Below are 25,918 nucleotides of genomic sequence, written 5' to 3'. Positions count from 1 at the left end.
AACCAGAAAGGCAGGCGAGGCGGAAAAACAAAAAATCGGCGGCGCCAGAGGCCGGCGAGGCAAAGATCAATATCGGGAAGATTTGCTGGATAATATAGAAGAGAATTCTAATTCAATTTACAGTTATTTAGCATAACCTAAATAGCTTGATCGAATTCAGCTGTGGGAGGGGCAGATGTTTTCGGTCATTGCATGTATTAGGGACGATCACGACTGGCGATTGGTGCTTGTGGCGGCCGCGGTCTGCCTGGTCGGCGCGATGGCGGCGATGCTGCCGCTGTCCCGCGCTCAGGAATGCGATGCCGGGCGGCGCAAGCTCTGGATCGGCGCCTCGGCTTTCGCTTTCGGCACCGGCGTATGGGCAACGCACTTCATCGCGATGCTGGCCTATGACGGCGGCATGCCGATCGGCTACCAGCTGGGCCTGACGGCGCTCTCCTTCCTCCTGTCGGTTGTCGTTTCGTGGGCAGCGATTGTCGTCGCTTCGCAAAACCGCGGCAGGTTTTCACACCTCCGCGGCGGCGTGCTGATGGCGCTCGGCATCGCCTCCATGCACCTGACCGGGATGCAGGCGATCGAAACCCAGGCGGCAATCCTTTATGATCCCGTCATGACGCTGAGCGCGGTTCTTGCGGGAGCGCTGTTGTCGAGCGCCGCCTTTCACGCCTTTTTCCAATTGAAGGGACTGCGGCGGCTCCTCGCCTCGTCAATCACCTTCGTTCTCGCGATCTGCGCTCTCCATTTCATCTCGATGGCCAGCATCACGCTCGTGCCGGATCCCGGCAAGCAAGTTCCGGCAACGGTGCTCGACGCCAGCCTGCTTGCTGCGATCGTCGTGGTGGCGGCGACGGCGCTCATTCTGATTGCGCTCGCGGTGGTCTTTATCGAAAGCCACCTGACGGATCTGAGAGGGCTCGCGAATGCCTCGCAGGAAGGGCTGCTGATTCTGCGCGAAGGCCGGATTATCGATGCCAATGAACGCTTCCAGGGGCTTTCCGGCTGGAAGCTTGCCGATCTTGCCGGCAAGGCGCCATCGGCTGTTTTGACCGCTGTTCAGGGCACAGGGCAGGGCAAGCCTGGTGAGACGCTGCTCAATACCAGAAACGGCAGGGAGATCGCCGTCGAAGTGACGGCGAGCAGGATCGTTTATCGCGGGCACAATTGCGAGGTGCTGGCGGTGCGTGATCTCACCGAGCGCAGGCAGGCCGAGGAGATGATCGAACATCTCGCCCACCATGATGTGCTCACCGATCTGCCGAACAGGTCGCTGTTCGATACCCGCATCCGGCAGGCACTGCAGATGGCCGAACGAAAGAACAGCGAGGTTGCCCTCTTTTATCTCGACCTCGATCGCTTCAAGGCCGTCAACGATATTTTTGGTCATGCCGAAGGCGACCGCATTCTCGGCAAGGTCGCCTCGATCCTGCGCCGCGTGGCCGATGAAAGCGATACGATCGCCCGCCTCGGCGGCGATGAATTCGCCATCATCCAGCCCGCCGGGCAACAGCCGGCGGCGGCGCGAAAACTTGCGGCTGATATCCTCGACGAGTTCGCCGCCGAGATGGACACCGCGCGCGATCCGACTGCCGTCGGGGTGAGCGTCGGCATTGCACTCTATCCCGCCGATGGGGCTACCGCCGAAGAACTCTGCAACAATGCCGATACCGCGCTCTACCGGGTCAAGCATGACGGGCGCGGCAAGGTCTGTTTCTTCGATGCGGAAATGGACAAGGCGGCACGCAACCGCCGCCAGATCGAAAGCGAACTGCGCCATGCGATCACCCGCAACCAGATCCATGTCGACTATCAGCCAATACTCGATGCGCTGAGCGGCGAGATCGGCGGTTACGAGGCCTTGATGCGCTGGAACCGGCCAGGTCACGGCTTGACCGAGCCCGATATCTTCATCCCGATCGCCGAGGAAAGCGGTTCGATTGTCCAGCTCGGCGAATGGGTGTTGCAGCAGGCCTGCAGGGAGGCCGTGCGCTGGCCGCTGCCGTTGAGGATCGCCGTCAATCTTTCGCCGGTGCAATTCATGCTGCCGAACCTCTGTGAGCGGATCGAGGCGACCCTCACTGAGACCGGGCTTGCGCCCGGCCGGCTGGAGCTTGAGATCACCGAGACGGCCCTCATTCGCGATCGCGACCGGGTGATGATGACGCTGCTGCGGCTGCACAAGCTCGGCGTGCACATCGTCATGGATGATTTCGGCACCGGTTTCTCCTCGCTTTCCAACCTACGGTCATTCCCTTTCGACAAGATCAAGGTCGATCGCAGTTTCACCGGCGTGCTGGAACACGATGCGGCGGCGCGCTCGATCGTGCGCGCCATTATCGGCCTTGGTCACAGCCTCGGCATGCCTGTCGTGACGGAAGGCGTGGAAACCGAGATGCAGCGCCGGATCGTCGTCGAGGAAGGCTGCGCGCAAGTGCAGGGCCTTTTGCTCGGCAAGCCGGATGTCGAGCCGAGCGTCAAGCTTGCCGCCCATGAAAACGTCCTGACCGCGCAGATCGAAACCGGGATGTCCTCACTACGACACGCACTCCATGCTGGCGAGTGATCTTACAGCGCCGCGCGTCTTTTCAGACGTCGATTCCGATTTAAGGAATATGCAGTAGTCAGAGCGCCTTGGCGTTTTCCAGAAGCCGGCGGATATATTCGAGCGTCAACTCGCGCTCGAAGACCCTGAAGCCTTTGAACAGCGCAAGGTCGGCCTCGCGCGCCGTCTCGATCGCCTCGGCCTCCATGGCGCGGGCCTTCGGCGTCAGGAAGAGCAGTTGCGCTCGCTTGTCGGAGGGATGCGGCCGGCGTTCGATCAGCCCGTCGCGGACCATGCGCGAAAGCGTATTGGCCATGGTCGCCTGTTCGATATCGACCCGCTCGAGAAGCTGTTTCTGGGTCAGTCCGTCCTCGGCCCAGAGTTCCAGCAGAATGGGGAACTGGCCCGGAGAAAAACCGAGACCGGCCGCGCGCTGGTGCAGCGAGCGGGCAAAGCCCTTCGCCAGTTGGCTGGCAAGGTAGGCTCCCGAATCCATGCGGTTAAATCCCATGATTGCAAGTTAGGCTCAAAACCATGCCGGAGACAATGCAGCAAATCGCATACGATGCTCCTAAACATGCAAGCCGTGATGATAATTTCGAGTGCCTGGTAAAACAAAAGTCGCCATGGCCTGGAGGTTGGCCATGGCGACTTTAAAGTGGGGACAAAGGCCCGGAGAGGGGGATAAGGCCTTTGTCCAAGCCTGACGCGGCGGGGGACAAGCCGGTAATCAGACCCGCGACGCAATCAAGCGCCGGTGACATCGATTTGTGTCCGCAAATGTGGTTTTTCAAGGGTCACGCCACGTTACAAATCGGTAACAGTTTGGTGAGCAGGAATCCCGAACGGCCGATTGCCATAATCCCTGGGTGCGCGAACTTTGTATGGACCTCGTCTCATGCCCGCGCTATCCATGCACGCATGAAAAAAGGCGATCACCTCTTCCTAGTCGATGGTTCCGGATTCATCTTCCGGGCGTTTCATGCATTGCCGCCGCTGACCCGCAAGACCGACGGCCTGCCGATCGGCGCCGTGTCCGGTTTCTGCAACATGCTGTGGAAGCTGCTGAGGGATGCGCGCAATACTGATGTCGGCGTGACGCCGACACATCTTGCCGTCATCTTCGATTATTCCGCCAAGACGTTTCGCAAGGATCTCTACGACGCCTATAAGGCGAACCGCTCTGCGCCGCCGGAAGAGCTCATCCCGCAATTCGGCCTTATAAGAGAGGCGACCCGCGCCTTCAATCTGCCCTGCATCGAGACAGAAGGCTTCGAGGCCGACGACATCATCGCCACCTATGCCCGCCAGGCCGAAGCGACCGGCGCCGATGTCACCATCGTCTCCTCCGACAAGGATCTGATGCAGCTCGTCAGCCCCAATGTCCATATGTATGACAGCATGAAGGACAAGCAGATCGGCATTCCCGATGTCGTCGAGAAATGGGGCGTGCCCCCGGAAAAGATGATCGATCTGCAGGCGATGACCGGCGATTCGGTCGACAATGTTCCCGGCATTCCCGGCATCGGCCCGAAAACCGCCGCCCAACTTCTCGAGGAATATGGCGATCTCGATACGCTGCTCGAACGCGCCACCGAGATCAAGCAGGTCAAGCGCCGCGAGACGATCCTCGCCAATATCGACATGGCCAGGCTCTCGCGAGATCTCGTGCGGCTGCGCACAGATGTGCCGCTTGATCTCGATCTCGACGGACTGGTGCTGGAACCGCAGAACGGTCCGAAGCTGATCGGCTTCCTGAAGACGATGGAATTCACCACACTGACGCGCCGCGTCGCCGAAGCCTGCGATTGCGATGCCGGCGCCATCGAACCGGCGATCGTCCGCATCGAATGGGGTGAGACGGCCCGCGGCCCGGATCTCGATGCGGCCGAGCCCGAGCCCGTTGCCGGCGGCATCCCCGAGGTCTCGGGCGAATCCGTGCCGGTGCCGCCGCGTGCCAAGGCGAAGACCGTCGTCGAAGGCGCCTTTTCGCCCGCCGATCTTGCCAAGGCGCGAGCCGAGGCCTTTGCGACGCTGCCCTTCGATCATTCGGCCTATGTCACGATCCGCGATCTGGCGACGCTCGACCGCTGGATCGCCGATGCGCGCGCCACCGGCCTCGTTGCTTTCGATACCGAGACCACGTCGTTGGATGCGATGCAGGCCGAACTGGTCGGCTTTTCGCTGGCGATCGCCGACAACACGGCCGATCCCACCGGCACGAAGATCCGCGCCGCCTATGTGCCGCTTGTCCACAAGAACGGCGTCGGCGATCTGCTCGGCGGCGGCCTTGCCGACAACCAGATTCCGATGGGCGATGCCCTGCCGCGGCTGAAGGCATTGCTGGAGGACGAATCGGTTCTCAAGGTCGCCCAGAACCTGAAATACGACTACCTGCTGTTGAAGCGCTACGGCATCGAGACGAGGAGTTTTGACGACACGATGCTGATCTCCTACGTGCTCGACGCCGGCACCGGCGCGCACGGCATGGACCCGCTCTCGGAAAAATTCCTCGGCCATACCCCGATTCCCTACAAGGACGTGGCGGGCAGCGGCAAGGCGAACGTCACCTTCGATCTGGTCGATATCGACCGCGCCACCCACTATGCCGCCGAAGATGCCGACGTGACGCTCCGCCTCTGGCTGGTGCTGAAGCCGCGGCTGGCGGCGGCGGGGCTGACCAGCGTCTACGAACGGCTGGAGCGGCCGCTGTTGCCGGTGCTGGCGCGCATGGAAGCGCGCGGCATCACCGTCGACCGGCAGATCCTGTCGCGGCTCTCCGGCGAGCTGGCCCAGGGTGCAGCAAGGCTGGAGGACGAGATCTACGTGCTGGCCGGCGAACGTTTCAACATCGGCTCGCCGAAGCAGCTGGGCGATATTCTGTTCGGCAAGATGGGCCTTGCCGGCGGCAACAAGACGAAAACGGGGCAATGGTCGACCTCTGCCCAGGTGCTCGAGGATTTGGCCGCTGCCGGTTTCGAATTGCCGCGCAAGATCGTTGACTGGCGCCAGGTCACCAAGCTGAAATCCACCTATACCGACGCGCTTCCCGGCTATGTCCATCCGGAGACCAAGCGGGTCCACACCTCCTATTCGCTGGCATCGACGACCACGGGGCGCCTGTCCTCGTCCGAGCCGAACCTGCAGAACATTCCGGTGCGCACCGCCGAAGGCCGCAAGATCCGCACCGCCTTCATCTCGACGCCTGGGCACAAGCTGATCTCCGCCGACTACAGCCAGATCGAACTGCGCGTGCTTGCCCATGTGGCCGAGATCCCGCAGCTGACCAAGGCTTTCGAAGATGGCGTCGACATCCACGCCATGACGGCGTCGGAAATGTTCGGCGTGCCGGTGGAAGGCATGCCGGGCGAGGTGCGCCGCCGCGCCAAGGCAATCAATTTCGGCATCATCTACGGTATCTCGGCCTTCGGGCTCGCCAATCAACTTTCGATCGAGCGTTCGGAAGCCGGCGACTACATCAAGAAGTATTTCGAGCGCTTCCCCGGCATCCGCGATTATATGGAAAGCCGAAAGGCCATGGCGCGCGACAAGGGTTATGTCGAAACGATCTTCGGTCGCCGCATCAACTATCCCGAAATCCGCTCTTCCAATCCCTCCGTGCGCGCCTTTAACGAGCGTGCGGCGATCAACGCGCCGATCCAGGGTTCGGCTGCCGACGTCATCCGCCGGGCGATGATCAAGATAGAGCCGGCGCTTGTTGAAGTCGGCCTTGCCGATCGCGTCCGCATGCTGCTGCAGGTGCATGACGAACTCATCTTCGAGGTCGAGGACGAGGATGTCGAAAAGGCGATGCCGGTCATCGTCTCGGTCATGGAAAACGCCACCATGCCGGCGCTGGAAATGCGCGTGCCGCTGAGGGTCGATGCCCGCGCCGCCACCAATTGGGACGAGGCGCACTAACGACTTCCCCAAAAATCGCAAAGATTTTTCTCGCCGCCAAAACTCATTGAAAATGCAACGATTTATCTCCCGGAGTCGTATCGGAACGATACGGCAGGAAGGAACTTATTAACCTTCCTTTTCTATCCCGGTAGGGTCGTAATTTGCAAAGCATGAGTGAGTAGCGGACGCATGCGTTTTCCCAGAACCAATTTGACGGATGCCGGAGATTTTTCCAGCGAGATTGAAACGGACCTTCCGGAGGAAAACCCAGGGGAGAAGCCGGCGGCACCCATCTGGCAGAGCAACTTTTCCCTCGCGCCGAATGTCCGTTTCACCCGCACGCCGGAAACGCTGATCAGCAGGCGGCGCGCGCCGAATGAGCCGGTTCGCGATGATTCGCAGATTGGACAGCAGGCGATACGGATAGAGCCGGTTGCCGTCGATGTGCCGTTCGATATCTATCTGCCAGGGCCGGACGAGATTTCCGTAGCACCGCACAGGGTCGAACTGCAGCAGTCACCTTTGCTTGACGAGCCCGGCGTGCCGGCTTTCCGCGCCAACGCCGAGCTTTCTTCCATTTCGGATTTCGCCTTCTGGGAAGTCATGGCCTTCGAAGAGGCTGAGCCGGTTCGCGCGCCGCCGTTGATATCCTACCCGAAGACCGAGACCTCGCCCGAATCGATCACGTCGCTGTTCCGGATCATGGAGTGGCGCCCCGGCCGGCCGGCCGCCGCTCCCGTCGTCTCCCGCCCGGCCCCGCAGCCCGCCGCAGCCTCCGCGAAGATTGCCGTGCGCCCTGCGGCGGCAATATCCCTCGAAAAGCCCAGGCGCATTCCTGTCGAGGTACCTGTCGTGCCCGCACCTCAGGCGGCGCCAATCTCTCAGCTCGCGGCAGCTCCTCACATTGCATCAGCACCTCAGGCCGCGCCGGTGCCGCAGCGTACGCCGCCCGTTGCCGCGGTCCTGCCGTCGCCGCGCCTGGCCGTGAGGCCCGAAAGGATCGACGCATCCGGCTATGAATTCCCGCCACGTGCCCTGCTGCAGGAACCGCCGGAACGCCTCGGTGAGATCATGTCGCAGGAGACACTGGAGCAGAATGCCGGGCTTCTGGAAAGCGTGCTGGAAGATTTCGGCATCAAGGGCGAGATCATCCATGTCCGTCCAGGCCCCGTCGTCACCCTCTATGAATTCGAGCCGGCGCCGGGCGTGAAATCGTCGCGCGTCATCGGCCTTGCCGACGATATCGCCCGCTCGATGTCGGCGCTCTCGGCCCGCGTTGCCGTGGTCCCCGGCCGCAACGTCATCGGCATCGAATTGCCGAATGTCACGCGTGAAACCGTTTATTTCCGCGAGATGATCGAGAGCCAGGATTTCGAGAAGAGCGGCTACAAGCTGGCGCTCGGCCTCGGCAAGACCATCGGCGGCGAGCCTGTCATTGCCGAACTCGCCAAGATGCCGCATCTGCTCGTCGCCGGCACCACCGGCTCCGGCAAGTCGGTCGCGATCAACACGATGATCCTGTCGCTGCTCTACCGCATGACGCCGGAGCAGTGCCGCCTGATCATGGTCGACCCGAAGATGCTCGAACTGTCCGTCTATGACGGCATTCCGCATCTGCTGACGCCCGTCGTCACCGATCCGAAGAAGGCGGTCATGGCGCTGAAATGGGCCGTGCGCGAAATGGAAGAGCGCTATCGCAAAATGTCGCGCCTCGGCGTGCGCAATATCGACGGTTACAACGACCGCGTGGCCCAGGCCCGCGACAAGGGCGAGACCATCCATGTCATGGTCCAGGTCGGCTTCGACAAGGGCACCGGCACTCCGATCGAGGAAAGCCAGGCGCTGGACCTGACGCCGATGCCTTATATCGTCGTCATCGTCGACGAGATGGCCGACCTGATGATGGTCGCCGGCAAGGACATCGAAGGTGCGATCCAACGCCTCGCCCAGATGGCGCGCGCCGCCGGCATCCATCTGATCATGGCGACACAGCGTCCGTCCGTCGACGTCATCACCGGCACGATCAAGGCAAACTTCCCGACCCGCATCTCCTTCCAGGTGACCTCGAAGATCGACAGCCGCACCATTCTCGGCGAACAGGGTGCCGAACAACTGCTCGGTCAGGGAGATATGCTGCACATGCAGGGGGGCGGGCGGATTTCCCGTGTCCACGGTCCCTTCGTCTCCGATGTCGAGGTCGAAAAGGTCGTTGCCCATCTGAAGACGCAAGGGCGCCCCGAATATCTCGACACCGTCACCGCCGACGAGGAGGAAGAGACGGAAGAGGAAGAAGGCGGCGCCGTCTTCGACAAGAGCGCCATGGCCTCCGAGGATGGCAACGAGCTGTACGAGCAGGCGGTCAAGGTCGTCATGCGCGACAAGAAGTGCTCGACTTCCTATATCCAGCGCCGCCTCGGCATCGGCTACAACCGCGCCGCCTCATTGGTGGAACGCATGGAAAAAGAAGGCCTCGTCGGCCCGGCCAACCATGTCGGCAAGCGCGAGATCGTATCGGGACGGGGCGACGGCGAGTAATTCTGGCGAGCAGGGCGTCTGACGGATTCCTGTTTACATCCTCAGGGCAGCCAGCCGAACCGTCTCGCTGACAAACTCGGTCTTTCCGCCGGTATAAAAATCCCAATCGCCGTCTGCCTCCGCAGCCAGCCGGCGTTTCAGATCGGCATAGGCCTTGGCCCTCTCGGGGTGATCCCTGAGATAGTCGCGAAACAGAATGCGGTTCCGATGCGCGCGATTATTGGGCCCGCAAAGATAGAGCCTGAACCCATAACCGTCATCATCACGGGTGAAGGCCCATCGTTGCTCTCCAGTATCGCCGTGGAAGACGAAGTCGGCAGCGCGCACGATCTCGATCGCCGCTGGCAGGAAGGCGTCTGATATCATCACGGCAGCAAGGTCGATCTTCGGCTTGGCCGGCAGGCCAGGCACCGACGTGCTGCCGATATGATCGATGGAAAGCAGACGGTCACCGAGCAAGGCAGAGACTTCGGTGCTGATCTCGGTAAACAGCCGCGGCCAGGAAGGATCATAGTCGACGACCTTGATGGCGCGCATACCCTTCCTTTCGATCTGTTCAGGGCGCCTTGGCCAGCAACCCGTCCAAAATCTCGATCATCTTCTGCTCGGCCTCTTCGAGCGAGCCGCTATTGTCGAGCTCCACCACGTCATATTCACCACGCACCGTCAGCGGTCCGCGGGCAAGCCGGGCCATGATATCCTCATGCGTCTCGCGTCCGCGCGCCTCCAGCCGGCCGGCAAGCACCTCGGGGCGGGCGGTGACGTTGATGACCTTCAGCCGCGGGAAGGCGGCCTGAAAACGGTGGAGCGCCGAGCGCGAGCCGTTGGCGACGACCACATGGCCTCGCGACAGCGCTACCGAAACCTCGGCCGGAATGCCGTATTTCAGGCCGTGCGCTTCCCACCAGACGGCGAAGGAGCCTGACTGCTCCATGGAGGCAAAACCTTCGAGGGAGACGGAAAGATGGTCTTCGCCGCCGGCGTCACGGTGACGGGTGATGACGCGGCGGACGAAATGCACATTGTCGCGGCCCTTGAAACGCCGGGCCGCGAGGTTCATCAGCGTGTCCTTGCCAGCGCCGCTCGGTCCGACGACGACGACCATGATGCCGCGCTCGGCTCCGGCTCCGGGGTGGGGTTCGTGCGGCATCATGCGACACGGCGTCCCTGGCGCCAGACGGAGCGCGTCACCGGCACGCCGTGCGAACGATGGACGCGGACAAGATCGGCGCGCAGCCCCGCCGCGATCCGGCCGCGGTCATCGAGGCTGACGGTACGGGCGGGCGTCGACGTCACCATGGCGATCGCCTTCGGCAGTGTAATGCTTTCGACTTCATCGGCGAGGATGAACGGGGCGTGCAGGAGGCTGAGCGGCACGTAGTCGGAGGAAAGCACGTCGAGCACGCCCATCTCGGCAAGGTCGCGGGCGGCGATATTGCCGGAATGGGATTTGCCGCGCACGATGTTCGGCGCGCCCATCAGCACGCTCATGCCATGTCCGTGCGAGGCCCGGGCGGCGTCGAAGCTGGTTGGGAACTCGGCCAGGCGCACCCCGTTGTCGATCGCCTCGTCGACATGGGAGAGCGTCGCATCGTCATGGCTTGCCACGGTGATGCCGCGCTCGGCGCAGACCTTGGCGATGGCATTGCGGTGCGGCGTCGAATTGCGCGCCGATTCTGCCTGGCGCTTGGCGACGAAACGGGCGAAGGCCTCGTCGCTCAGGCCGCGCTTCTTCTGATAGTAGAAAATATATTGATCCATCGTCTGGAACTGACGCTGGCCGGGCGCATGATCCATCAGCGAGACGAGCCGCACATGCCGGTCGTTTTCGAAATCGGCGAAATGTTCGAGCACATTGTCGGCCGAGACCTCGCAGCGCAGGTGGATGAGGTGCTCGGCGCGCAGCCTGCCTTCCGTCTCCGCCGACTGGATGGCATCGGCCATCTCGCGCATCTCGCCATGTTCGAAGCCGCCGTCTTCGTCCGCCCCCATGCGCAGGCAGTCGAACACCGTGGTGATGCCTGAGGTGACGATCTGAGCGTCATGCGCCTGAACCGCGGCGGTCTTGTTCCAGCGAATGCCGGGGCGCGGCTGGTAATGGCCTTCGAGATGATCGGTGTGCAGCTCGACGAGGCCTGGAATGATGTAGTCGCCTTCAAAATCTTCGCCGGCTACCGAGTTACCCTCGGAGATGTCGGCGATCTTCCCGTCGCGGATGAGGATCGAGCCCGAGAGGATGTCATCCTCGAGCACGATTCGGGCGTTGGAAAACACGGTCTCTTTGCTCATGGCGTCAGGTCTTTCAGCTTTTGGCGCCGGCAAGCGGCAGCCAGGAATGAACTTTGAACGGGGCGCCGCGTGTCTCCTCGATGAAGACGGCAAGGCTGGAAATCGAAAGCGGCCGGCCGGTGAAATCGGCAAAACGCTCGGTCAGGATCGCTTTCATCACCGCGGCGCGCGCCTCGGGCACTTGTCCGCTCAGCGTCATGTGGAAGCCGAAATCCTCCATGACGTAAGGATAACCCCAGCGCTGCAGATTGGCGCGCTCGCTGTCGCTGAGCTTCTCCGGGTTGCGCCGCGCCATATCGGCCTCGGAAAGCGCGGCACGGAACGGTTCGAAGGACCTTACCACCTTCGCGGCGAAATCCTGAAGAGGTTGATGAAGAGAAGAGGGAATGAGGGCAAAAAAACGGCCGAGTTGGCCGAGCACCAGCTCTGGGATCTCGAAGGCGGGCGTGCGCGAGGCAAACTCCTCGGCAACGGTCAGAAGATCCTTCTCAGTGACCGAAGCGGCGAGCGAAAACGGCGCCTTGATCGTGGCGTGAAAGCCGTAGCGGCGGGGGTCGGCGGTCAGCTCGAACTGTTCTGCAGCACCCAGCTGCTGATGTTCCGGTGCAGGATAAGTCTCGCCGGTGAAAGCATTGCGGCCGAGCCAGAGCGAGGCCGCGCCGGTCAGGGGATCATCCTTCGGCGGCGAGAAATAGAGAGCGTAGCGCAAGGCTTTTATCCTGGGGATCGTCCAAACGGGGAGCGCACAGTGCAGTGATTTGGCGGCGAACCGCAAGCAGGCTCCCGGCTAAAAGATTTCCGTGACAGAATGATGATGGCGTCAGTTCCTCAGTGGCCCTTTTTTCCCATCACGCGCGAACGCAGCGCATTCGAGAGATTGTCGAAGGCGAAGACTACCAGGAGTATTAGAAGCACCATATAGGCGACTTTGTCCCAGTCCGAATTGGTCTTCATGGATTCGAGCAGCTTGAGGCCAATGCCGCCCGCACCGACGGCACCGATTACGGTCGCCGAGCGGGTATTCGATTCCCAGAAATAAAGTGATTGCGAGATGAATACTGGCAGGACTTGTGGAATAACGCCGAAACGTTGAACGGCCACCGGTGCCGCACCGACCGATTTCACGCCCTCACGCTGCTTATCGTCGATGTTCTCAAGCGCTTCGGCATAGACCTTTCCGAGCGCGCCCGTATCGGTGAAGAAGATAGCCGCGATGCCCGGAAGCGGCCCTGGGCCGAAGGCACGGGTGAAGAACAACGCCCAGATCAGCATGTCGATCGAGCGCAGGAAGTCGAAGAGCCGCTTCGTGGCCCAGTTCGCAGCGCGGCTCCGCGTGATGTTGCGTGCGGCGACGAAGGCGAGCGGGAAAGCGACCAGCGTGCCGAAGAGCGTACCGACAAAGGCCATGACCAGCGTCTGCATCAACTTCGACAGGATGTCGCCATGCTGCCAGCTTGCGTTGTTCAGGAAGTTGTCCAACGCCAGCGAGGCATTGGACTGGTTCGGATCGAGCCGTTCACCGGAGAACATTAGGCCGACGACCTCAGGCAGGCTGCGGCCCCAGAAGGGCGAACGCGTATCGAAGAAGAAGTTTGCCCAGCCGAGAAAGCGGCGCTGGACATAGACCTGGCTGGTACGGATCTCCGCCTGTCCAGCGAAGCCGTAATAGACGTTCACCTTGTTGTCGTCCTGCGCCATCTGGGCGGGCGCATCGGACGGCAGGGAGGCTCGATCGCGGGTAATGGTCACGGGATAGAGCTTGCCGTCGATATAGACGTCGACGTGGCTCGGCGTCACTTCCAAGCGGTCGCCGTCGCTGCCGAAGGTGACGGTGTATCGGCTGCCGTCGGCATTGGGTTTCAGCCAGTTGATATCGGCGCCCTCGGGATACTGGCGGCGGCTCGTCCATTGGGGGACGACCTGATCGTTCTGGAAACGCAGGCGCGGCTGGGCGCGCCAGGAATACCAGTCCTGGACATAGATCGCCGCGCGGTCCCAGTTGCCGTTCACGAAGGTGGGGATGACGTTGAAGAAGGCGAAGCAGAAGGCTAGGTAAACGAAGACCGCAGCTGAAATGAGGAGCAGACCCCAGCGCTGCATGAAGCTGCGATGGAAGACGTCCGGATAAGCCGACAGCAGGCGGTTGCGCTCCGCGGCGTTGATGGTCGGAACAGAGGACATCACGCCGCTCCCCGGCCAAATTCGAAGGACTGCTTGCCGATCAGCCGGCGGCGCAGCCAGGCCGAGAACTGGTCGACGCAAATGACGGTGATCAGCAGCAGGATGATGATCGCATAGGTCTTGGCAGCATGGTCGCGTCCGATCGACAGGCTGAAGACCTCGCCTATGCCGCCGCCGCCGACGGCGCCGATAATGGTCGAGGCGCGCACGTTGATCTCAGTCCGCAGCAGCGTGTAGGAGACGAAGTTCGGCAACACCTGCGGCAGGATGGCGAAGCGCACGCGCTCCAGCCAGCCGGCGCCGGCGGCGCGCAGGCCTTCATCCGGCTTCATGTCGGCATTCTCGACGACTTCGAAGAACAGCTTCCCAAGCGCGCCGACAGTATGGACCCATACCGCGATGATCGCCGAAATCGGACCGATCGACAGGATCGCGGCGAGAAGACCGGCGATGACGATTTCCGGGAAGGCGCGCATGATTTCCATGATGCGCCGCACGACCCAGCGCGTCACGCCTGCACCGACCAGATTGGTGGAAGCGAAAAAGCAGAGCAAGAACGCGCCGCTCGCACCGAGAATGGTGGAGACGATGGCGATGTTGAGCGTGATCGCGAGCTGGTAGAAGAAATTCGGGATGTAGAAACTATCGGTGATCCAGACGCGGTCGCTTGTATAGTCGTATTTGATCGAACCGTCGGAGAAGGGCGACGGCAGGTCGAACATGGCGCGGAAGATCTCCAGCGGACTGTCCGGCACGAAGCTCTTCATGAAGTCGAAGAAATAGGGAAGGCGCTCGAAGAACTTGCCCGAATTGGCGCTGTTGGCGAAATCGAGCGAGGCGCCGAGGATGATCAGGAAGACCACGATTGAAACGACGGTATAGATCCGCCGCGTTCGAACCTGGCTCTGATAATGATCGAGGATGGTGCGGGAGCTCTCCTGCAATCCGCTCAGAGAGTCCGCGCCGGCCGAGTGCGCCATATGTGGCTTCCTTCCTGAAAAACGGCGGCATCATCATGATGCCGCCGCGAGATTGTTCAGACTGAGGATCAGCCGCCGATGACGGCCTTACGGGCGTCGATGATCGTCTGGTAGAAGCTCTGGTCGACCGGCGCCCAGTCAACGTAGCCGCCGCCCGTGAACGATTCGAAGCAGCTCTTGTCCGTCTTCGGCAGTTCGGCGAAGTAGGTGGTAACCTTCTTCTGGAGGTCGGCCGGCAGCTTCTGGGAAACCATCAACGGGCCGTTCGGGATGAGCGGCGACTTCCAGACTTCGACGATATCGTCCATGTCGAGCAGGCCCTTGGTGACCATCTGGTGCAGATTTCCGGAGGTGTAGCCCTGCGCCCAGTCGCCTTGGCCGGAACCGAAGGTGGTACCGACGTCGAACTTCTTATCGAGAACGCCGAGAACGAGGTTCTCGTGGCCGCCGCCAAAGCCGGTTTCAGAGAAGTACTGCTTGACTGGAGCACCGGTGTCCTTCGGAAGGGCAACGTTCGGAACAAGGTAGCCGGAGGTAGAGTCCGGATCGGCGAAGCCGAGCTTCTTGCCCTTGGCGTCGGCGAGCGTCTTGATGCCGGAATCCTTGCGGGCAACCATAATCGAGTAGTAGCCGGTCGAACCGTCGGCCTGCTTGGTGGTCAGAACCGGAGTGACGGCGTTCGGATCCTTGATATAGACCGCGGCGTAAGAGGCGGCGCCCATGACGGCGAGGTCGATCGTGCCGCCGAGGAGACCCTGAATGACGCCGTTGTAGTTCGGCGACGGGAAGAGCTGGACTTCGGAGACGCCGGTGGCGGCGATCAGGCCCGGCTTGACGCACTCGGTGCGGCGAACCTGGTCGGCTTCGTTTTCACCGCCATCGAGACCGATGCGGAGGACCTTGACGTCCTGGGCAGCGGCATTGCTGGCGAGGGCGGCGACGGCGATGGTTGCCATCAGGATCTTGCGGAATGCAGACATGGAAGTCTCCTTTTGTGACGTGGTTTGTTTGTCAGTTAGTTTTCCGACCGTTGTCCCGTCGGCCGGAAACGGGTCAGTGCACGGCGGCGGCTTTGGCCACCATGCCGGATGAGACGTCCTCGGCGCGGCGCTTGGATTCGAGGCTGGTCGAGGTCATCGTTTCGTCGATGCCGGCGCCGTCCTTGTCCGTCCCGTAGATTTCCTTCACCGCTACGGCCGTCAGCTCCGAGGGCTGGCCGTCGAAGACGACGCGGCCGCCGGCCATGCCGACGATGCGCTCACAATAGTTGCGGGCGGTATCGAGCGTGTGGAGGTTGGTGATGACGGTGATGCCTTCGCGCTCGTTGATGTCGCGCAGCGCATCCATGACGATCTTGGCGTTCAGCGGATCGAGAGAGGCGATCGGCTCGTCGGCGAGAAGCATCTTCGGGTTCTGCATCAGCGCGCGGGCGATCGCCACGCGCTGCTGCTGGCCGCCGGAAAGCGTGCCGGCTGCCTGCAGCGCCGTCTGCTCGATGCCGAGGCGTTCGAGTGCCGCGATGGCATGGACGCGTTCCTCGCGGGTGAAGATGTTGAGCAGGCTCAGAAGTGTCGAGCGATGATTGAGGCGGCCGAGCATGACATTGGTGAGAACGTCGAGGCGCGGCACCAGATTGAACTGCTGGAAGATCATCGCGCAGTCGCGCTGCCAGTTGCGCAATGCCTGGCCGCGAAGCCCGGAGACCTCGACGCCGGCGAAATGAACGGAGCCGGAGCTCGGCTCCTGAAGGCGGTTGATCATGCGTAAGAGCGTCGACTTGCCGGCGCCGGAGCGGCCGATGATGCCGACCATCTGGCCCTGGGGAATGGCGAGCGTAACGGAATCGACAGCGAGCTTTTTTCCGAAACGACGTGTGACATTCTTCAGCTCGAACATCATGCTCTTCCCTTGCGATCCAGGCCTTGATCAGCATCGCATTAGTCCCGCTTGATGAACCTCGCATGTCATATTTGTGTAAGTCCTGTCACAATTCTTCGCCCCTATATCGGGGGTTTTAACCGCCGTAGCGGGACAGGAAATCTTCCGCGTCCAGGTTGCGAAAATCCTCGAGCGCCTGGCGCAGCCGGTCGTGCTCCCAGTCCCACCACGAAAGCCTGTCCATCCGTTCTCCGACCTCTCTTGGAAAGCGCTCGCGGATGAGTTTGGCCGGTACGCCGCCGACGATCGCATAGGGCGCGACGTCCTTTGAGACGACGGCGCCGGCCCCGATCACCGCGCCGTTGCCGACGTTGACGCCGGGCAGGATGGTCGCGCCGTGACCGATCCAGACGTCGTTGCCGATCGTCACGCGGTTTGCGCGCCGCCAGGCGAAAAAGTCCGTTTCCATGTCGCCGTCCGGCCAGTAGTCGGCGGCGCGATAGGTGAAATGGTGCAGTGTTGCGCGCCAGGTCGGATGGTTGGTGGCGTTGATGCGCACGGCGGCGGCGATATTGACGAACTTGCCGATCGTCGCACACCAGACCGAGCCGTCCTGCATGATGTAAGAGTAGTCGCCGAAGGTGGCCTCGCTGATGCGGCAGCGTTCAGAGACCTCCGTATAGCGCCCGAAAGTGGATTCGCTGACGGAGGCCGTTTCATGAAAGTAGGGCTCGATGCCCAGCTTGCGGCTCATGCAGCGATCTTTCTGGGTGAGAATTGCTGGACGTCGAGGATACGGTCGGCGACGGCTTCGCGCACTTCTTCGTCGTGGAAGATGCCGAGAAGGGCCACACCCGCCTTCTTCTTTTCCGCGATCATGCCGACGACGACGGCACGGTTCCTGGCATCGAGCGAGGCTGTGGGCTCGTCGAGAAGCAGGATCGTGTGCTCGGTGATGAAGCCGCGCGCGATGTTGACGCGTTGCTGCTCGCCGCCGGAGAAGGTGGCGGGCGGAAGCTGCCAGAGCGTTTCCGGCAGATTGAGCCTGGCAAGCAGGGCGCCCGCCTTTTCCCGTGCCGTGACGGCGTCCTCGCCGCGTGCCACCAGCGGTTCGGCAACCACGTCGATCGCCGCGACGCGCGGCACGGTGCGCAGGAACTGGCTGACATAACCGAGCGTATTGCGGCGGACGTTGAGAACGGTGCGCGGATCAGTGGAAGCGAGATCGACGATGCGTCCGTCGTGGCGAATGAGGATCTGGCCGGTGTCGACGGCATAGTTGCCGTAGATCATCTTGAGCAGCGAACTCTTTCCAATGCCCGATGGGCCACCGAGCACGACGCATTCGCCTGACGCAACCGAGAAGGCGACGTCGGAAACGACGGGTAGCTTGATGCCGTCGCGCAGATGCATGGTGAAGCTCTTCGAGACTTCGGAAACGACGAGGGGCGTTGCCATGATTTCTTCTTCCTTGGTTTCGGACCCACAGCGCCGCGCGAGACGCGCAAAGGACGCTGTGCCATTTCGAATTGCTCAGACCTGCAGGATCGAGGAGACGAGCAGCTGCGTATAGGGTTCGCGCGGGTCGTCGAGCACGCGGTCGGTGAGCCCGTGCTCGATGACGTAGCCGTCCTTCATCACCATCATCCGGTGTGACAACAGGCGGGCGACGGCGAGATCATGGGTGACGATGATGGCCGAGAGACCGAGATCGTTGACGAGGCCACGCACGAGATCGAGCAGGCGCGCCTGCACCGAGACGTCGAGGCCGCCGGTCGGCTCGTCCATGAAGACGAGGCGTGGGCCGGTGACCAAGTTGCGGGCGATCTGCAGTCGCTGGCGCATGCCGCCGGAAAAGGCGCGCGGCTGGTCGTCGATGCGGTCGGCGTCGATCTCGACACGTTCGAGCCAGTCGATCGCCGAAGCGCGGATCTTGCCGTAGTGCCGGTCGCCGATCGCCATCAGCCGTTCGCCGACATTGGCCCCGGCAGAGACGGTCATGCGCAGGCCGTCGGCCGGGTTCTGGTGAACGAAGCCCCAGTCGGTGCGCATCAGGAAACGCCGCTCGGCCTCGTTCATACGATAGAGGTCGCGGTAGCTGCCGTCGCGCATGTGATATTCGACGCTGCCGGTGCTCGGCAGCAGCCGGGTGGAGAGGCAGTTGAGCAGCGTCGTCTTGCCGGAGCCGGACTCGCCGACGATGGCGAGCACTTCGCCGGGCCAGAGCTCGAAGGAGACGTCGCGGCAGCCGATGCGGTTGCCGTAGAATTTCGAAACGTCGCGGACTTTGAGAAGCGGAGTATCGCTCATTCTGCAGCCTCCCGGGCCAGCATCTCGCCGGCATGGCCGTGCGCGCGGCGGTCTTCGCAATGATCGGTGTCGGAGCAGACGAACATGCGCCCGCCCTTATCGTCGAGAACCACTTCGTCGAGATAGACCTCCTCGGCGCCGCAAAGGGCGCAGGGTTTATCGAAGCGCTGGATATCGAAGGGATAATCCTCGAAATCCAGGCTGACGACGTCGGTATAGGGTGGAACCGCATAGATGCGCTTCTCGCGTCCGGCGCCGAAGAGCTGCAGCGCGTCCGACATATGCATCTTCGGATTGTCGAATTTCGGCGTCGGCGACGGGTCCATGACATATCGGCCATGGACCTTCACCGGATAGGCGTAAGTCCGCGAGATGCGGCCGTTATGGGCGATGTCCTCGTAGAGCTTCACATGCATCAGGCCGTATTCTTCGAGCGCGTGCATCTTGCGCGTCTCGGTCTCGCGCGGCTCGAGAAAACGCAGCGGCTCGGGGATCGGCACCTGGTAGACGAGCACTTGGCCGGGTCCGAGCTTTTCTTCGGGAATGCGGTGGCGCGTCTGGATGATCGTTGCATCCTTGGTATGCGTCGTCACCGCGACATTGGCGACCTTCTGGAAGAAGGCGCGGATGGAAACGGCGTTGGTCGTATCGTCGGCACCCTGATCGATGACTTTGAGCACGTCGCCCGGTCCGATGATCGAGGCCGTCACCTGCACACCGCCGGTGCCCCAGCCATAGGGCATCGGCATTTCGCGCGAGGCGAACGGCACCTGGTAGCCGGGTATGGCGATCGCCTTCAGGATGGCGCGGCGGATCATCCGCTTGGTCTGTTCGTCGAGATAGGCGAAGTTGTAGCTGGCCAGATCGGTCATTCGGCGGCTTCCTTCATGTCTTCGCCACCGTTGCGGGCGGCTTCGAATTCGCGGCGCATGCGGCGGACGAGATCGAGTTCGGCCTGGAAGTCCACATAATGCGGAAGTTTCAGATGCTCGACGAAGCCCGTCGCCTGGACGTTGTCGGAGTGCGAGATAACGAATTCCTCGTCCTGTGCCGGTGCGGTGATATCCTCGCCGAGCTCTTCGGCTCGAAGAGCCCGGTCGACGAGCGACATCGCCATCGCCTTGCGCTCGCTCTGGCCGAAGACCAGGCCGTAGCCGCGGGTGAATTGCGGCGGCGCCTTGGCCGAACCCTTGAACTGGTTGACCATCTGGCATTCGGTGATCTGGATCGTGCCGAGCGAGACGGCGAAACCGAGTTCCGGCACATCGAATTCCACCTCGACCTCGCCGATGCGGATTTCGCCGGTGAAGGGGTGGTTGCGGCCATAGCCGCGCTGGGTGGAATAACCGAGCGCCAGTAGAAAACCCTCGTCGCCGCGGGCAAGCGCCTGCAGGCGCAGATCCCGGGTCATCGGGAATTCCATCGGCTCGCGGGTCAGGTCGCCGATTTCGTGATCTTCCGGCATGTCGCCGTCGGCCTCGATCAGGCCCTCTTCGCCGAGAATCTCGGAGACACGCATGACACGGCCGGTCTCGGCGGCGCGCTGAGCGGGCGTCTCGACCGCCTCGTCCGAAAGCAGCGAGGGATCGAGCAGGCGGTGGGTATAGTCGAAGGTGGGCCCAAGAAGCTGGCCGCCCGGCAGATCCTTGTAGGTCGCCGAAATGCGGCGTTCGATCGTCATCTCAGCTGTGTCGAGCGGCTTGGAATAGCCGAAACGCGGCAGTGTCGTGCGGTAGGCGCGCAGCAGGAAGATCGCCTCGATCATGTCGCCCCGCGATTGGCGGACGGCAAGTGCGGCGAGCGTGCGGTCGAAAAGCGAGGCCTCGGCCATGACGCGGTCGACGGCGAGCGCGAGCTGCGCCACGATCTGGTCGATGCCGATCGCCGGCAGCGAACGGTCGCCGCGGCGGCGGTCGGCCAGCAGGCGGTGGGCATTGGCGATGGCGGTCTCGCCACCCTTGACGGCAACATACATGAGCTCAGATCTCCGTTGCTGTGATCTTGGTAGTGCGCGGCAGGCAGAGGAAACGCTTGCCCGCCGTCAGCACGATGTCGACGCCGCGCGGAAAGAGCGCACGGTTCTCGGTCCAGAGCCGCAGGAAGGTCTCCGGCAGGCCGGTAGGCGCGATCTCCGTCACGCTCTGGATGCCCGGACCCATCAGCGCCAGCCTGCGGCCGCCCTCGAGTTCGGCGAGTTCGATGATGAGGGTGGTCGAGCGATCGGGATATTCCTGCGTACCTGATGCAAAGAGGCCGAAGGAGGAAAGGGCGATGCCGGCCTCGGTGAAGGCAAAACGCGCTTCGGCTTTTTCGCCGGTCAACGGCGCGCCGGTATGGAAGCCGAGCCACTCCGGCACGGCGGATTTCGCCAGTCCCTGGGAAAGCCAGACGGGCGTGTCGTGGTCGCAAAGCGTCAGCGCGATGGTGCCGGCGGCGATGCCGAGCGGTGCCGGCGGAGCGACGTCGGGCTGAACCGTCTGGATCGTGCCGGGGCGGGCCATGCCGTCCATCAGCATCTTGAAGACGCTCTGGGCATGGAAGACCGGCTCGGCAAAGCCGCCGGTCAGAGCTTCTGTGTTCAGGCCCATCAGTTATCTCCCCGCACCATGGTGAAGAAATCGACGCGGGTTGCCGCCGTCTCGTCCGCCTTGCGGCGTTCGGCATCGGCGATCCGCTCGGCAACCGGTAAAAGCAGTGCCTGTTCGACGAAACCCTGCGTCGCCTCCTCCTGCCAGAGCGCATCGAAGATCGCCGCAAGCCGGGCCTTCTCACGGTCGGTGCCGAGCGCCTGTGCATGGCCGACCGAGCCGGAGTCGAGCCGGACCGTGGCCCGCGTCACCGTCACTTCGCCAAGATTGAAGGGCGCGCCGCCGCCGCCGATGCGCCCACGCACCATCACCAGCCCGGTCTCCGGCCCGCGCACCGGATGCGCCGCGGGCTTTTGCGGCAATGCGTCCCAGACCGCCTGGAGTTCGCTGCGCTCCGCGCGCGCCAGCAGATCGGCGGCGCGTTTGCGCCCGGATGCCGTCTGTGACGCAGCGTCTGTCCTGTCCGCTGATATCATCGCCGCTTCCCTTAAAATGTCTATTGATATAGACAACCATACAAGATACATTTAGCTCTAAATCGATGTCGTGACAAGCGTATGACATCGAGAGTTAAATGGACGGGCAGGGGCGGAATGGCGGGATTGAAGCAGGTGCAAAGGCAAACCGGCGTGGCGCTCTGGCGTCAGATCGCCGATCGGATTCGTGAGGCGATCAGCACCGGAGCCTATGACGAAACGGGAATGGTGCCGCCGGAAACGGTCCTGGCCCTGCAATTCGGTGTCAACCGGCATACCGTGCGCAGCGCTTTGGCGGCATTGGCGCAGGAGGGGATCGTGCGTGCGGTGCAAGGTCGCGGCACGCTGATCGAACGCAAGGAGCGGCTGAACTTCCCGATCACCCGCCGCACGCGTTTTACCGCCGGCATCGGCGATCAGGCGCGTGAAATGCGCGGCCTTCTGCTCGATGAGGCGAAGGAGGAGGCGAGTACCGAGATTGCCCGCTGGCTGGGCCTGAAGCCGGGAGAACAGGTGATCCGCCTGGAAACATTGCGCCAGGCAGACAAGCGGCCGGTTTCAAGGGCGACGAGCTGGTTTCCCGCCAAGCGCTTTGCCGGTATCGGCGAGGCCTATCGCAAGCGGGAATCGATCACCAAGGCCTTCGCGGAGCTCGGTCTGGCGGACTATATCAGGGCGACCACCGAGGTGACGGCCGCCCATGCCGATGCAGCCGATATGGCCGATCTCGAACTCACCCCCGGCGCGATCCTGCTGATCGCCAAGGCGATGAATACCGATCTCGACGGCGTGCCGGTGCAATATTCGATCAGCCGCTTTGCGGCCGACCGGGTGCAGTTCACGATCGAGAACTGAGCGCCTTTCCCCGCCGTAGCGGGGAAAGATCAGCTGAGATCAATGTGCGCCCGACATGTCGCCGAGCACTTCTTTGGAAGCGACGGTAGAATCCGCCTTCAGCGTGTAGACCATCGGCACGCCGGTCGCGAGGTTGAGGGCGAGCACACCTTCTTTGCTCAGCTTGTCGAGCACCATGACAAGTGAACGCAGCGAATTGCCGTGTGCGGCGACCAGCACCTTCTCGCCTCTGAGCACGCGCGGCAGGATTTCGGTGAGGTAGTAGGGCCAGACGCGGGCGCCGGTGTCGCGCAGACTTTCACCGCCGGGAGGCGGCACGTCATAGGAACGGCGCCAGATATGCACCTGTTCCTCGCCCCATTTGGCGCGTGCATCGTCCTTGTTGAGGCCGGAGAGATCGCCGTAGTCGCGCTCGTTCAGCGCCTGGTCGCGGATCGTCAGGAGATCGGGCTGGCCGACCTTGTCGAGAATGAGCTTCAGCGTGTGCTGCGCACGCACCAGCACCGAGGTATAGGCGACGTCGAATTTGATACCGTATTCGGCGAGCGCCGCGCCGCCTGCATTGGCTTCCTGGATGCCGAGCTCAGTCAGATCGGGATCTTTCCAGCCGGTGAAGAGATTCTTCAGGTTCCAGTCACTCTGACCGTGGCGAACGAGGACGAGGGTACCGCTCATGAATATGCCTCCGTAGTATCGTTATGAGGAAGAGAGCCCGAGCACGTCGAGCATGGAATAGAGACCCGGCTTCTTGTCACGCGCCCAGAGGGCCGCCTTGATGGCGCCGCGCGCAAAGATCGAGCGGTCGGCCGCACTGTGCGAAAGGGTGACGATTTCACCTTCGCCGGCAAAAAGCACGGAATGCTCGCCGATGACGGAGCCGCCGCGCAGCGTCGCAAAGCCGATCGTACCCGCCTCGCGGGCCCCGGTATGGCCGTCGCGCACCCGGACCGACTTCGAAGCAAGATCGATGCCGCGCCCTTTTGCCGCGGCCTCGCCGAGGAGAAGGGCAGTGCCGGAGGGCGCATCCACCTTGTGCTTGTGGTGCATTTCCAGGATCTCGATGTCCCAGTCGACAGAATCGAGCGCACGCGCTGCCTGCTCTGCGAGCACGCCAAGCAGGTTGACCCCGAGGCTCATATTGCCCGATTTGACGACGCGCGCATGCCGGGCCGCCGCGGCGATCCTGGCATTGTCGTCGTCCGAACAGCCGGTCGTGCCGATCACATGGACGATGCGGGCTTGCGCGGCGAGGCCTGAGAATTCCACCGTTGCGGCAGGCGAGGTGAAGTCGAGCACGCCTTCGGCATGCAGGAAGGCCTGGAGCGGGTCGTCGCCGATGACGACGCCGGTCGGGCCGAGACCGGCGATTTCGCCGGCATCCTTGCCGACGAAGGGCGAGCCGGCGCGCTCGACCGCAGCATGCAGCTTGACGCCCTCGATGGAATGGATGAGCCGGACCAACGTCTGCCCCATGCGTCCTGCTGCGCCAACCACCACCAGTTTCATCGCAGCATCGCTCATGTCAGTCTCGCCAGATCAGTTTGAATCGGAGGCCGAAGGCCTCTGCAGGTTGTTGAGGCGAGCGTAAAGACCGTCGCTGACCTTCGCAAGCGTCTCGTGATTGCCTTCCTCGACGACGCGACCCTGCTGCATCACGATGATCTTGTCGGCCCGCACCACGGTCGAAAGCCGGTGGGCGATGACAACGACGGTGCGTCCGCTCATCGCCTCGTCGAGCGCCTTCTGCACGGCCGCTTCGGATTCGGTGTCGAGGGCCGAGGTCGCCTCGTCAAGAAGCAGGATCGGCGCATTGCGCACCAAAGCGCGCGCGATCGATAGTCGCTGGCGTTGGCCGCCAGAAAGCGTCACGCCGTTTTCGCCGACCGGCGTCTCGTAACCCTGCGGCTGTGCCGAGATGAAGTCATGCGCATAGGCAAGCCGGGCGGCCTCTTCCACCTCGGCATCGGTCGCTTCCGGCCGGCCATAGCGGATATTGTCGCGGATCGTGCCCTCGAACAGATAGGGCTGCTGCGAAACATAGGCGAGCTGCTGGCGCAGCGACTTCTTGGTGATGTGGGCGATGTCCTGTCCGTCGATCAGGATTTCGCCCTCGCGCGGATCGTAGAAGCGCGGAATGAGGCTGATGACGGTGGATTTGCCGGCGCCGGAGGGGCCGACCAGCGCTGTGGTCGCGCCGCCCTCGGCGATGAAACTGACGCCGCTGAGCACGCTCTCATTGCCGTAGGCGAAAGACACATTGCGGAATTCGATCCTCGCCTGCGTCACCGTCAGCGGCCGGGCATCCGGCAGGTCGCGCTGGCGCGGTTCCATGTCGAGCAGTTCATAGATCATCCGCGCATTGACGACGGCGCGCTCCATCTGCACCTGCAGGCGGGCAAGTCGGCGGGCCGGGTCATAGGCAAGCAGCAGCGCCGTGACGAAGGAGAAGAAGGCACCCGGGGGTACATTGTAGTAGATCGAGCGGTAGGCGGCATAGGCAAGTACGCTGGCGACGGCAAAACCTGCGAAGCTTTCCGTCAGCGGAGACGTGCGTTCGGAAAGCCTTGCAATCCGGTTCGCCCGGCTTTCGGCGCCTTTGATCAGTTTGTTGACCTTGCGCTCCAGTTCTTCTTCCATCGTGAAGGCTTTCACGATGGCGATGCCCTGGATCGTCTCCTGCATGGCGCCGAGAACGTGGCTGTTCAGATGCACGGCCTCGCGGGTGGCCGAGCGCAGCCGCTTGGAAACATAGCGCAGTGCATAAAGCAGCGGCGGAGCCATGATGAACACGGCAAGGCTGAGCAGCGGATCCTGGATGATCATCACGGCGAGCAGTGACACGAAGGTCAGAAGGTCGCGCACCGTCGAGGTGATCGTCAGGTTGAGCACGTCGCGGATGCCGCTGACATTCTGGCTTACCTGCGCGGCGATATGGGCCGAGCGCGCCTCGCTGAAGAAGCCGACCGAAAGCGTCATCAGATGCGCATAGAGCCGGCGCTGGTAGCGGGCGACGATATCGTTGCCGACCCTGGAAAGCGCCACCGCCTGGCCATAGCTCGCAAAACCGCGCAGCACGAAGGCGATGAAGATCGAAAGACAGATGATCCAGACGACGTCGGCGCGGCGATTGGCGAAGGCCTCGTCGATGATCGCCCGCATGATCCAGGCGGTGAATGCCGTCGAAAGCGCCACCACGATGAGGCAGGCAATCGCAAAGACATAGCCCCAAAGATGATCGCGGCCGTTTTCAGCGATGATGCGCTTCAGGATGCCGGTTACGGTATCGCTGCTGACGCTCTGCGTTCTGCTTTCCGCCGCTTCCAAATAGGGTTTCCTGTCTCGGGCCAAGCGCCTCGTGAGGGCGACACGCACTTTTGCCGGGGT

The 25,918-nt window shown here is 62.5% G+C and carries 23 protein-coding genes; 4 read left to right on the top strand and 19 right to left on the bottom strand.

The features are described 5' to 3' along the window. Positions 1-175: 175 nt before the first annotated feature. Positions 176-2,560 (top strand): bifunctional diguanylate cyclase/phosphodiesterase, encoded by a 2,385-nt coding sequence (locus G9X68_RS08865; RefSeq protein WP_171602051.1) that lies wholly within the window; start codon positions 176-178, stop codon positions 2,558-2,560. 58 nt (positions 2,561-2,618) lie between these two features. Here G9X68_RS08865 and G9X68_RS08860 read toward each other — a convergent pair whose 3' ends face one another. Next, positions 2,619-3,035: a MarR family winged helix-turn-helix transcriptional regulator gene (locus G9X68_RS08860; RefSeq protein WP_097617215.1), complete on the bottom strand. Its 417-nt coding sequence runs from the start codon at positions 3,033-3,035 to the stop codon at positions 2,619-2,621. Between the two features lie 425 nt (positions 3,036-3,460). Here G9X68_RS08860 and polA point away from each other — a divergent pair, with 425 nt between their 5' ends. Together polA and G9X68_RS08850 are read left to right on the top strand one after the other, a co-directional pair. Beyond that, positions 3,461-6,460: a DNA polymerase I gene (gene polA, locus G9X68_RS08855; protein ID WP_171602050.1), complete on the top strand. Its 3,000-nt coding sequence runs from the start codon at positions 3,461-3,463 to the stop codon at positions 6,458-6,460. Positions 6,461-6,631: 171 nt separating this feature from the next. After that, positions 6,632-8,977, top strand: coding sequence for a DNA translocase FtsK (locus G9X68_RS08850; RefSeq protein ID WP_171602049.1), 2,346 nt, complete (start codon positions 6,632-6,634; stop codon positions 8,975-8,977). A 33-nt stretch (positions 8,978-9,010) separates the two neighbouring features. On the opposite strand, the gene G9X68_RS08845 is transcribed toward G9X68_RS08850, so the two are convergent. From G9X68_RS08845 to phnG, 15 genes are all read right to left on the bottom strand, one after another. After that, a complete protein-coding gene (locus tag G9X68_RS08845; RefSeq protein WP_171602048.1) occupies positions 9,011-9,514 on the bottom strand; it encodes a GrpB family protein in 504 nt (167 codons plus the stop codon). A 19-nt stretch (positions 9,515-9,533) separates the two neighbouring features. Beyond that, positions 9,534-10,130 (bottom strand): phosphonate metabolism protein/1,5-bisphosphokinase (PRPP-forming) PhnN, encoded by a 597-nt coding sequence (gene phnN, locus G9X68_RS08840; protein ID WP_171602047.1) that lies wholly within the window; start codon positions 10,128-10,130, stop codon positions 9,534-9,536. Next, positions 10,127-11,266: an alpha-D-ribose 1-methylphosphonate 5-triphosphate diphosphatase gene (locus G9X68_RS08835; RefSeq protein WP_171602046.1), complete on the bottom strand. Its 1,140-nt coding sequence runs from the start codon at positions 11,264-11,266 to the stop codon at positions 10,127-10,129. Before G9X68_RS08835 ends, phnN begins: the two co-directional genes overlap by 4 nt. 13 nt (positions 11,267-11,279) lie before the next feature. Then, positions 11,280-11,975 (bottom strand): DUF1045 domain-containing protein, encoded by a 696-nt coding sequence (locus tag G9X68_RS08830; RefSeq protein ID WP_171602045.1) that lies wholly within the window; start codon positions 11,973-11,975, stop codon positions 11,280-11,282. 119 nt (positions 11,976-12,094) lie between these two features. After that, a complete protein-coding gene (gene phnE, locus G9X68_RS08825; protein ID WP_171602044.1) occupies positions 12,095-13,447 on the bottom strand; it encodes a phosphonate ABC transporter, permease protein PhnE in 1,353 nt (450 codons plus the stop codon). Beyond that, the gene (phnE, locus tag G9X68_RS08820) at positions 13,447-14,427 is read right to left on the bottom strand and encodes a phosphonate ABC transporter, permease protein PhnE (protein WP_168317256.1); all 981 of its coding nucleotides are present in this window, start codon (positions 14,425-14,427) and stop codon (positions 13,447-13,449) included. Before phnE (G9X68_RS08820) ends, phnE (G9X68_RS08825) begins: the two co-directional genes overlap by 1 nt. Positions 14,428-14,495: 68 nt before the next feature. Next, positions 14,496-15,407 carry a phosphonate ABC transporter substrate-binding protein gene (phnD, locus tag G9X68_RS08815; protein WP_171602043.1) on the bottom strand — a complete coding sequence of 304 codons (912 nt, stop codon included), beginning with the start codon at positions 15,405-15,407 and terminating at the stop codon, positions 14,496-14,498. A 73-nt stretch (positions 15,408-15,480) separates the two neighbouring features. Further along, positions 15,481-16,323 carry a phosphonate ABC transporter ATP-binding protein gene (phnC, locus tag G9X68_RS08810; RefSeq protein ID WP_171602042.1) on the bottom strand — a complete coding sequence of 281 codons (843 nt, stop codon included), beginning with the start codon at positions 16,321-16,323 and terminating at the stop codon, positions 15,481-15,483. 118 nt (positions 16,324-16,441) lie between these two features. Then, the gene (locus tag G9X68_RS08805) at positions 16,442-17,059 is read right to left on the bottom strand and encodes a DapH/DapD/GlmU-related protein (protein WP_171602041.1); all 618 of its coding nucleotides are present in this window, start codon (positions 17,057-17,059) and stop codon (positions 16,442-16,444) included. Continuing rightward, on the bottom strand, positions 17,056-17,763 hold the full coding sequence (gene phnL / locus G9X68_RS08800) for a phosphonate C-P lyase system protein PhnL (protein ID WP_003544411.1): 708 nt from the start codon (positions 17,761-17,763) through the stop codon (positions 17,056-17,058). Before phnL ends, G9X68_RS08805 begins: the two co-directional genes overlap by 4 nt. Before the next feature lie 75 nt (positions 17,764-17,838). Further along, entirely contained in the window at positions 17,839-18,615 is a 777-nt protein-coding gene (phnK, locus tag G9X68_RS08795) for a phosphonate C-P lyase system protein PhnK (RefSeq protein ID WP_131629991.1), read from the bottom strand. Next, entirely contained in the window at positions 18,612-19,487 is an 876-nt protein-coding gene (locus tag G9X68_RS08790; protein ID WP_171602040.1) for an alpha-D-ribose 1-methylphosphonate 5-phosphate C-P-lyase PhnJ, read from the bottom strand. Before G9X68_RS08790 ends, phnK begins: the two co-directional genes overlap by 4 nt. Beyond that, positions 19,484-20,590 carry a carbon-phosphorus lyase complex subunit gene (locus tag G9X68_RS08785; protein WP_168312758.1) on the bottom strand — a complete coding sequence of 369 codons (1,107 nt, stop codon included), beginning with the start codon at positions 20,588-20,590 and terminating at the stop codon, positions 19,484-19,486. The genes G9X68_RS08790 and G9X68_RS08785 overlap by 4 nt, the downstream gene beginning before the upstream one ends. A 4-nt stretch (positions 20,591-20,594) precedes the next feature. Further along, positions 20,595-21,203: a phosphonate C-P lyase system protein PhnH gene (phnH, locus tag G9X68_RS08780; protein WP_171602039.1), complete on the bottom strand. Its 609-nt coding sequence runs from the start codon at positions 21,201-21,203 to the stop codon at positions 20,595-20,597. After that, positions 21,203-21,679, bottom strand: a complete 477-nt coding sequence (phnG, locus tag G9X68_RS08775) for a phosphonate C-P lyase system protein PhnG (RefSeq protein ID WP_171602038.1) — start codon at positions 21,677-21,679, stop codon at positions 21,203-21,205. The genes phnH and phnG overlap by 1 nt, the downstream gene beginning before the upstream one ends. A gap of 117 nt (positions 21,680-21,796) precedes the next feature. Here phnG and phnF point away from each other — a divergent pair, with 117 nt between their 5' ends. After that, a complete protein-coding gene (gene phnF / locus G9X68_RS08770; RefSeq protein WP_171602037.1) occupies positions 21,797-22,534 on the top strand; it encodes a phosphonate metabolism transcriptional regulator PhnF in 738 nt (245 codons plus the stop codon). A gap of 39 nt (positions 22,535-22,573) precedes the next feature. Here the strand turns inward: phnF and G9X68_RS08765 are convergent, their stop codons facing one another. From G9X68_RS08765 to G9X68_RS08755, 3 genes are read right to left on the bottom strand one after another with little or no spacing between them, the layout of a single operon-like run. Next, positions 22,574-23,209 (bottom strand): 2,3-bisphosphoglycerate-dependent phosphoglycerate mutase, encoded by a 636-nt coding sequence (locus G9X68_RS08765; protein ID WP_072640036.1) that lies wholly within the window; start codon positions 23,207-23,209, stop codon positions 22,574-22,576. A 21-nt stretch (positions 23,210-23,230) separates the two neighbouring features. Further along, entirely contained in the window at positions 23,231-24,055 is an 825-nt protein-coding gene (gene dapB, locus G9X68_RS08760) for a 4-hydroxy-tetrahydrodipicolinate reductase (RefSeq protein ID WP_171602036.1), read from the bottom strand. A 15-nt stretch (positions 24,056-24,070) separates the two neighbouring features. Then, entirely contained in the window at positions 24,071-25,858 is a 1,788-nt protein-coding gene (locus tag G9X68_RS08755) for an ABC transporter ATP-binding protein (RefSeq protein WP_168317248.1), read from the bottom strand. Positions 25,859-25,918 lie beyond the last annotated feature (60 nt).

This window comes from Rhizobium changzhiense, assembly GCF_013087625.1.
Taxonomy (GTDB): Bacteria; Pseudomonadota; Alphaproteobacteria; order Rhizobiales; family Rhizobiaceae; genus Rhizobium; species Rhizobium sophorae.
The sequence above is the reverse complement of the archived record's forward strand: the minus strand, read 5'-3'. Positions and strand labels throughout refer to the sequence as shown.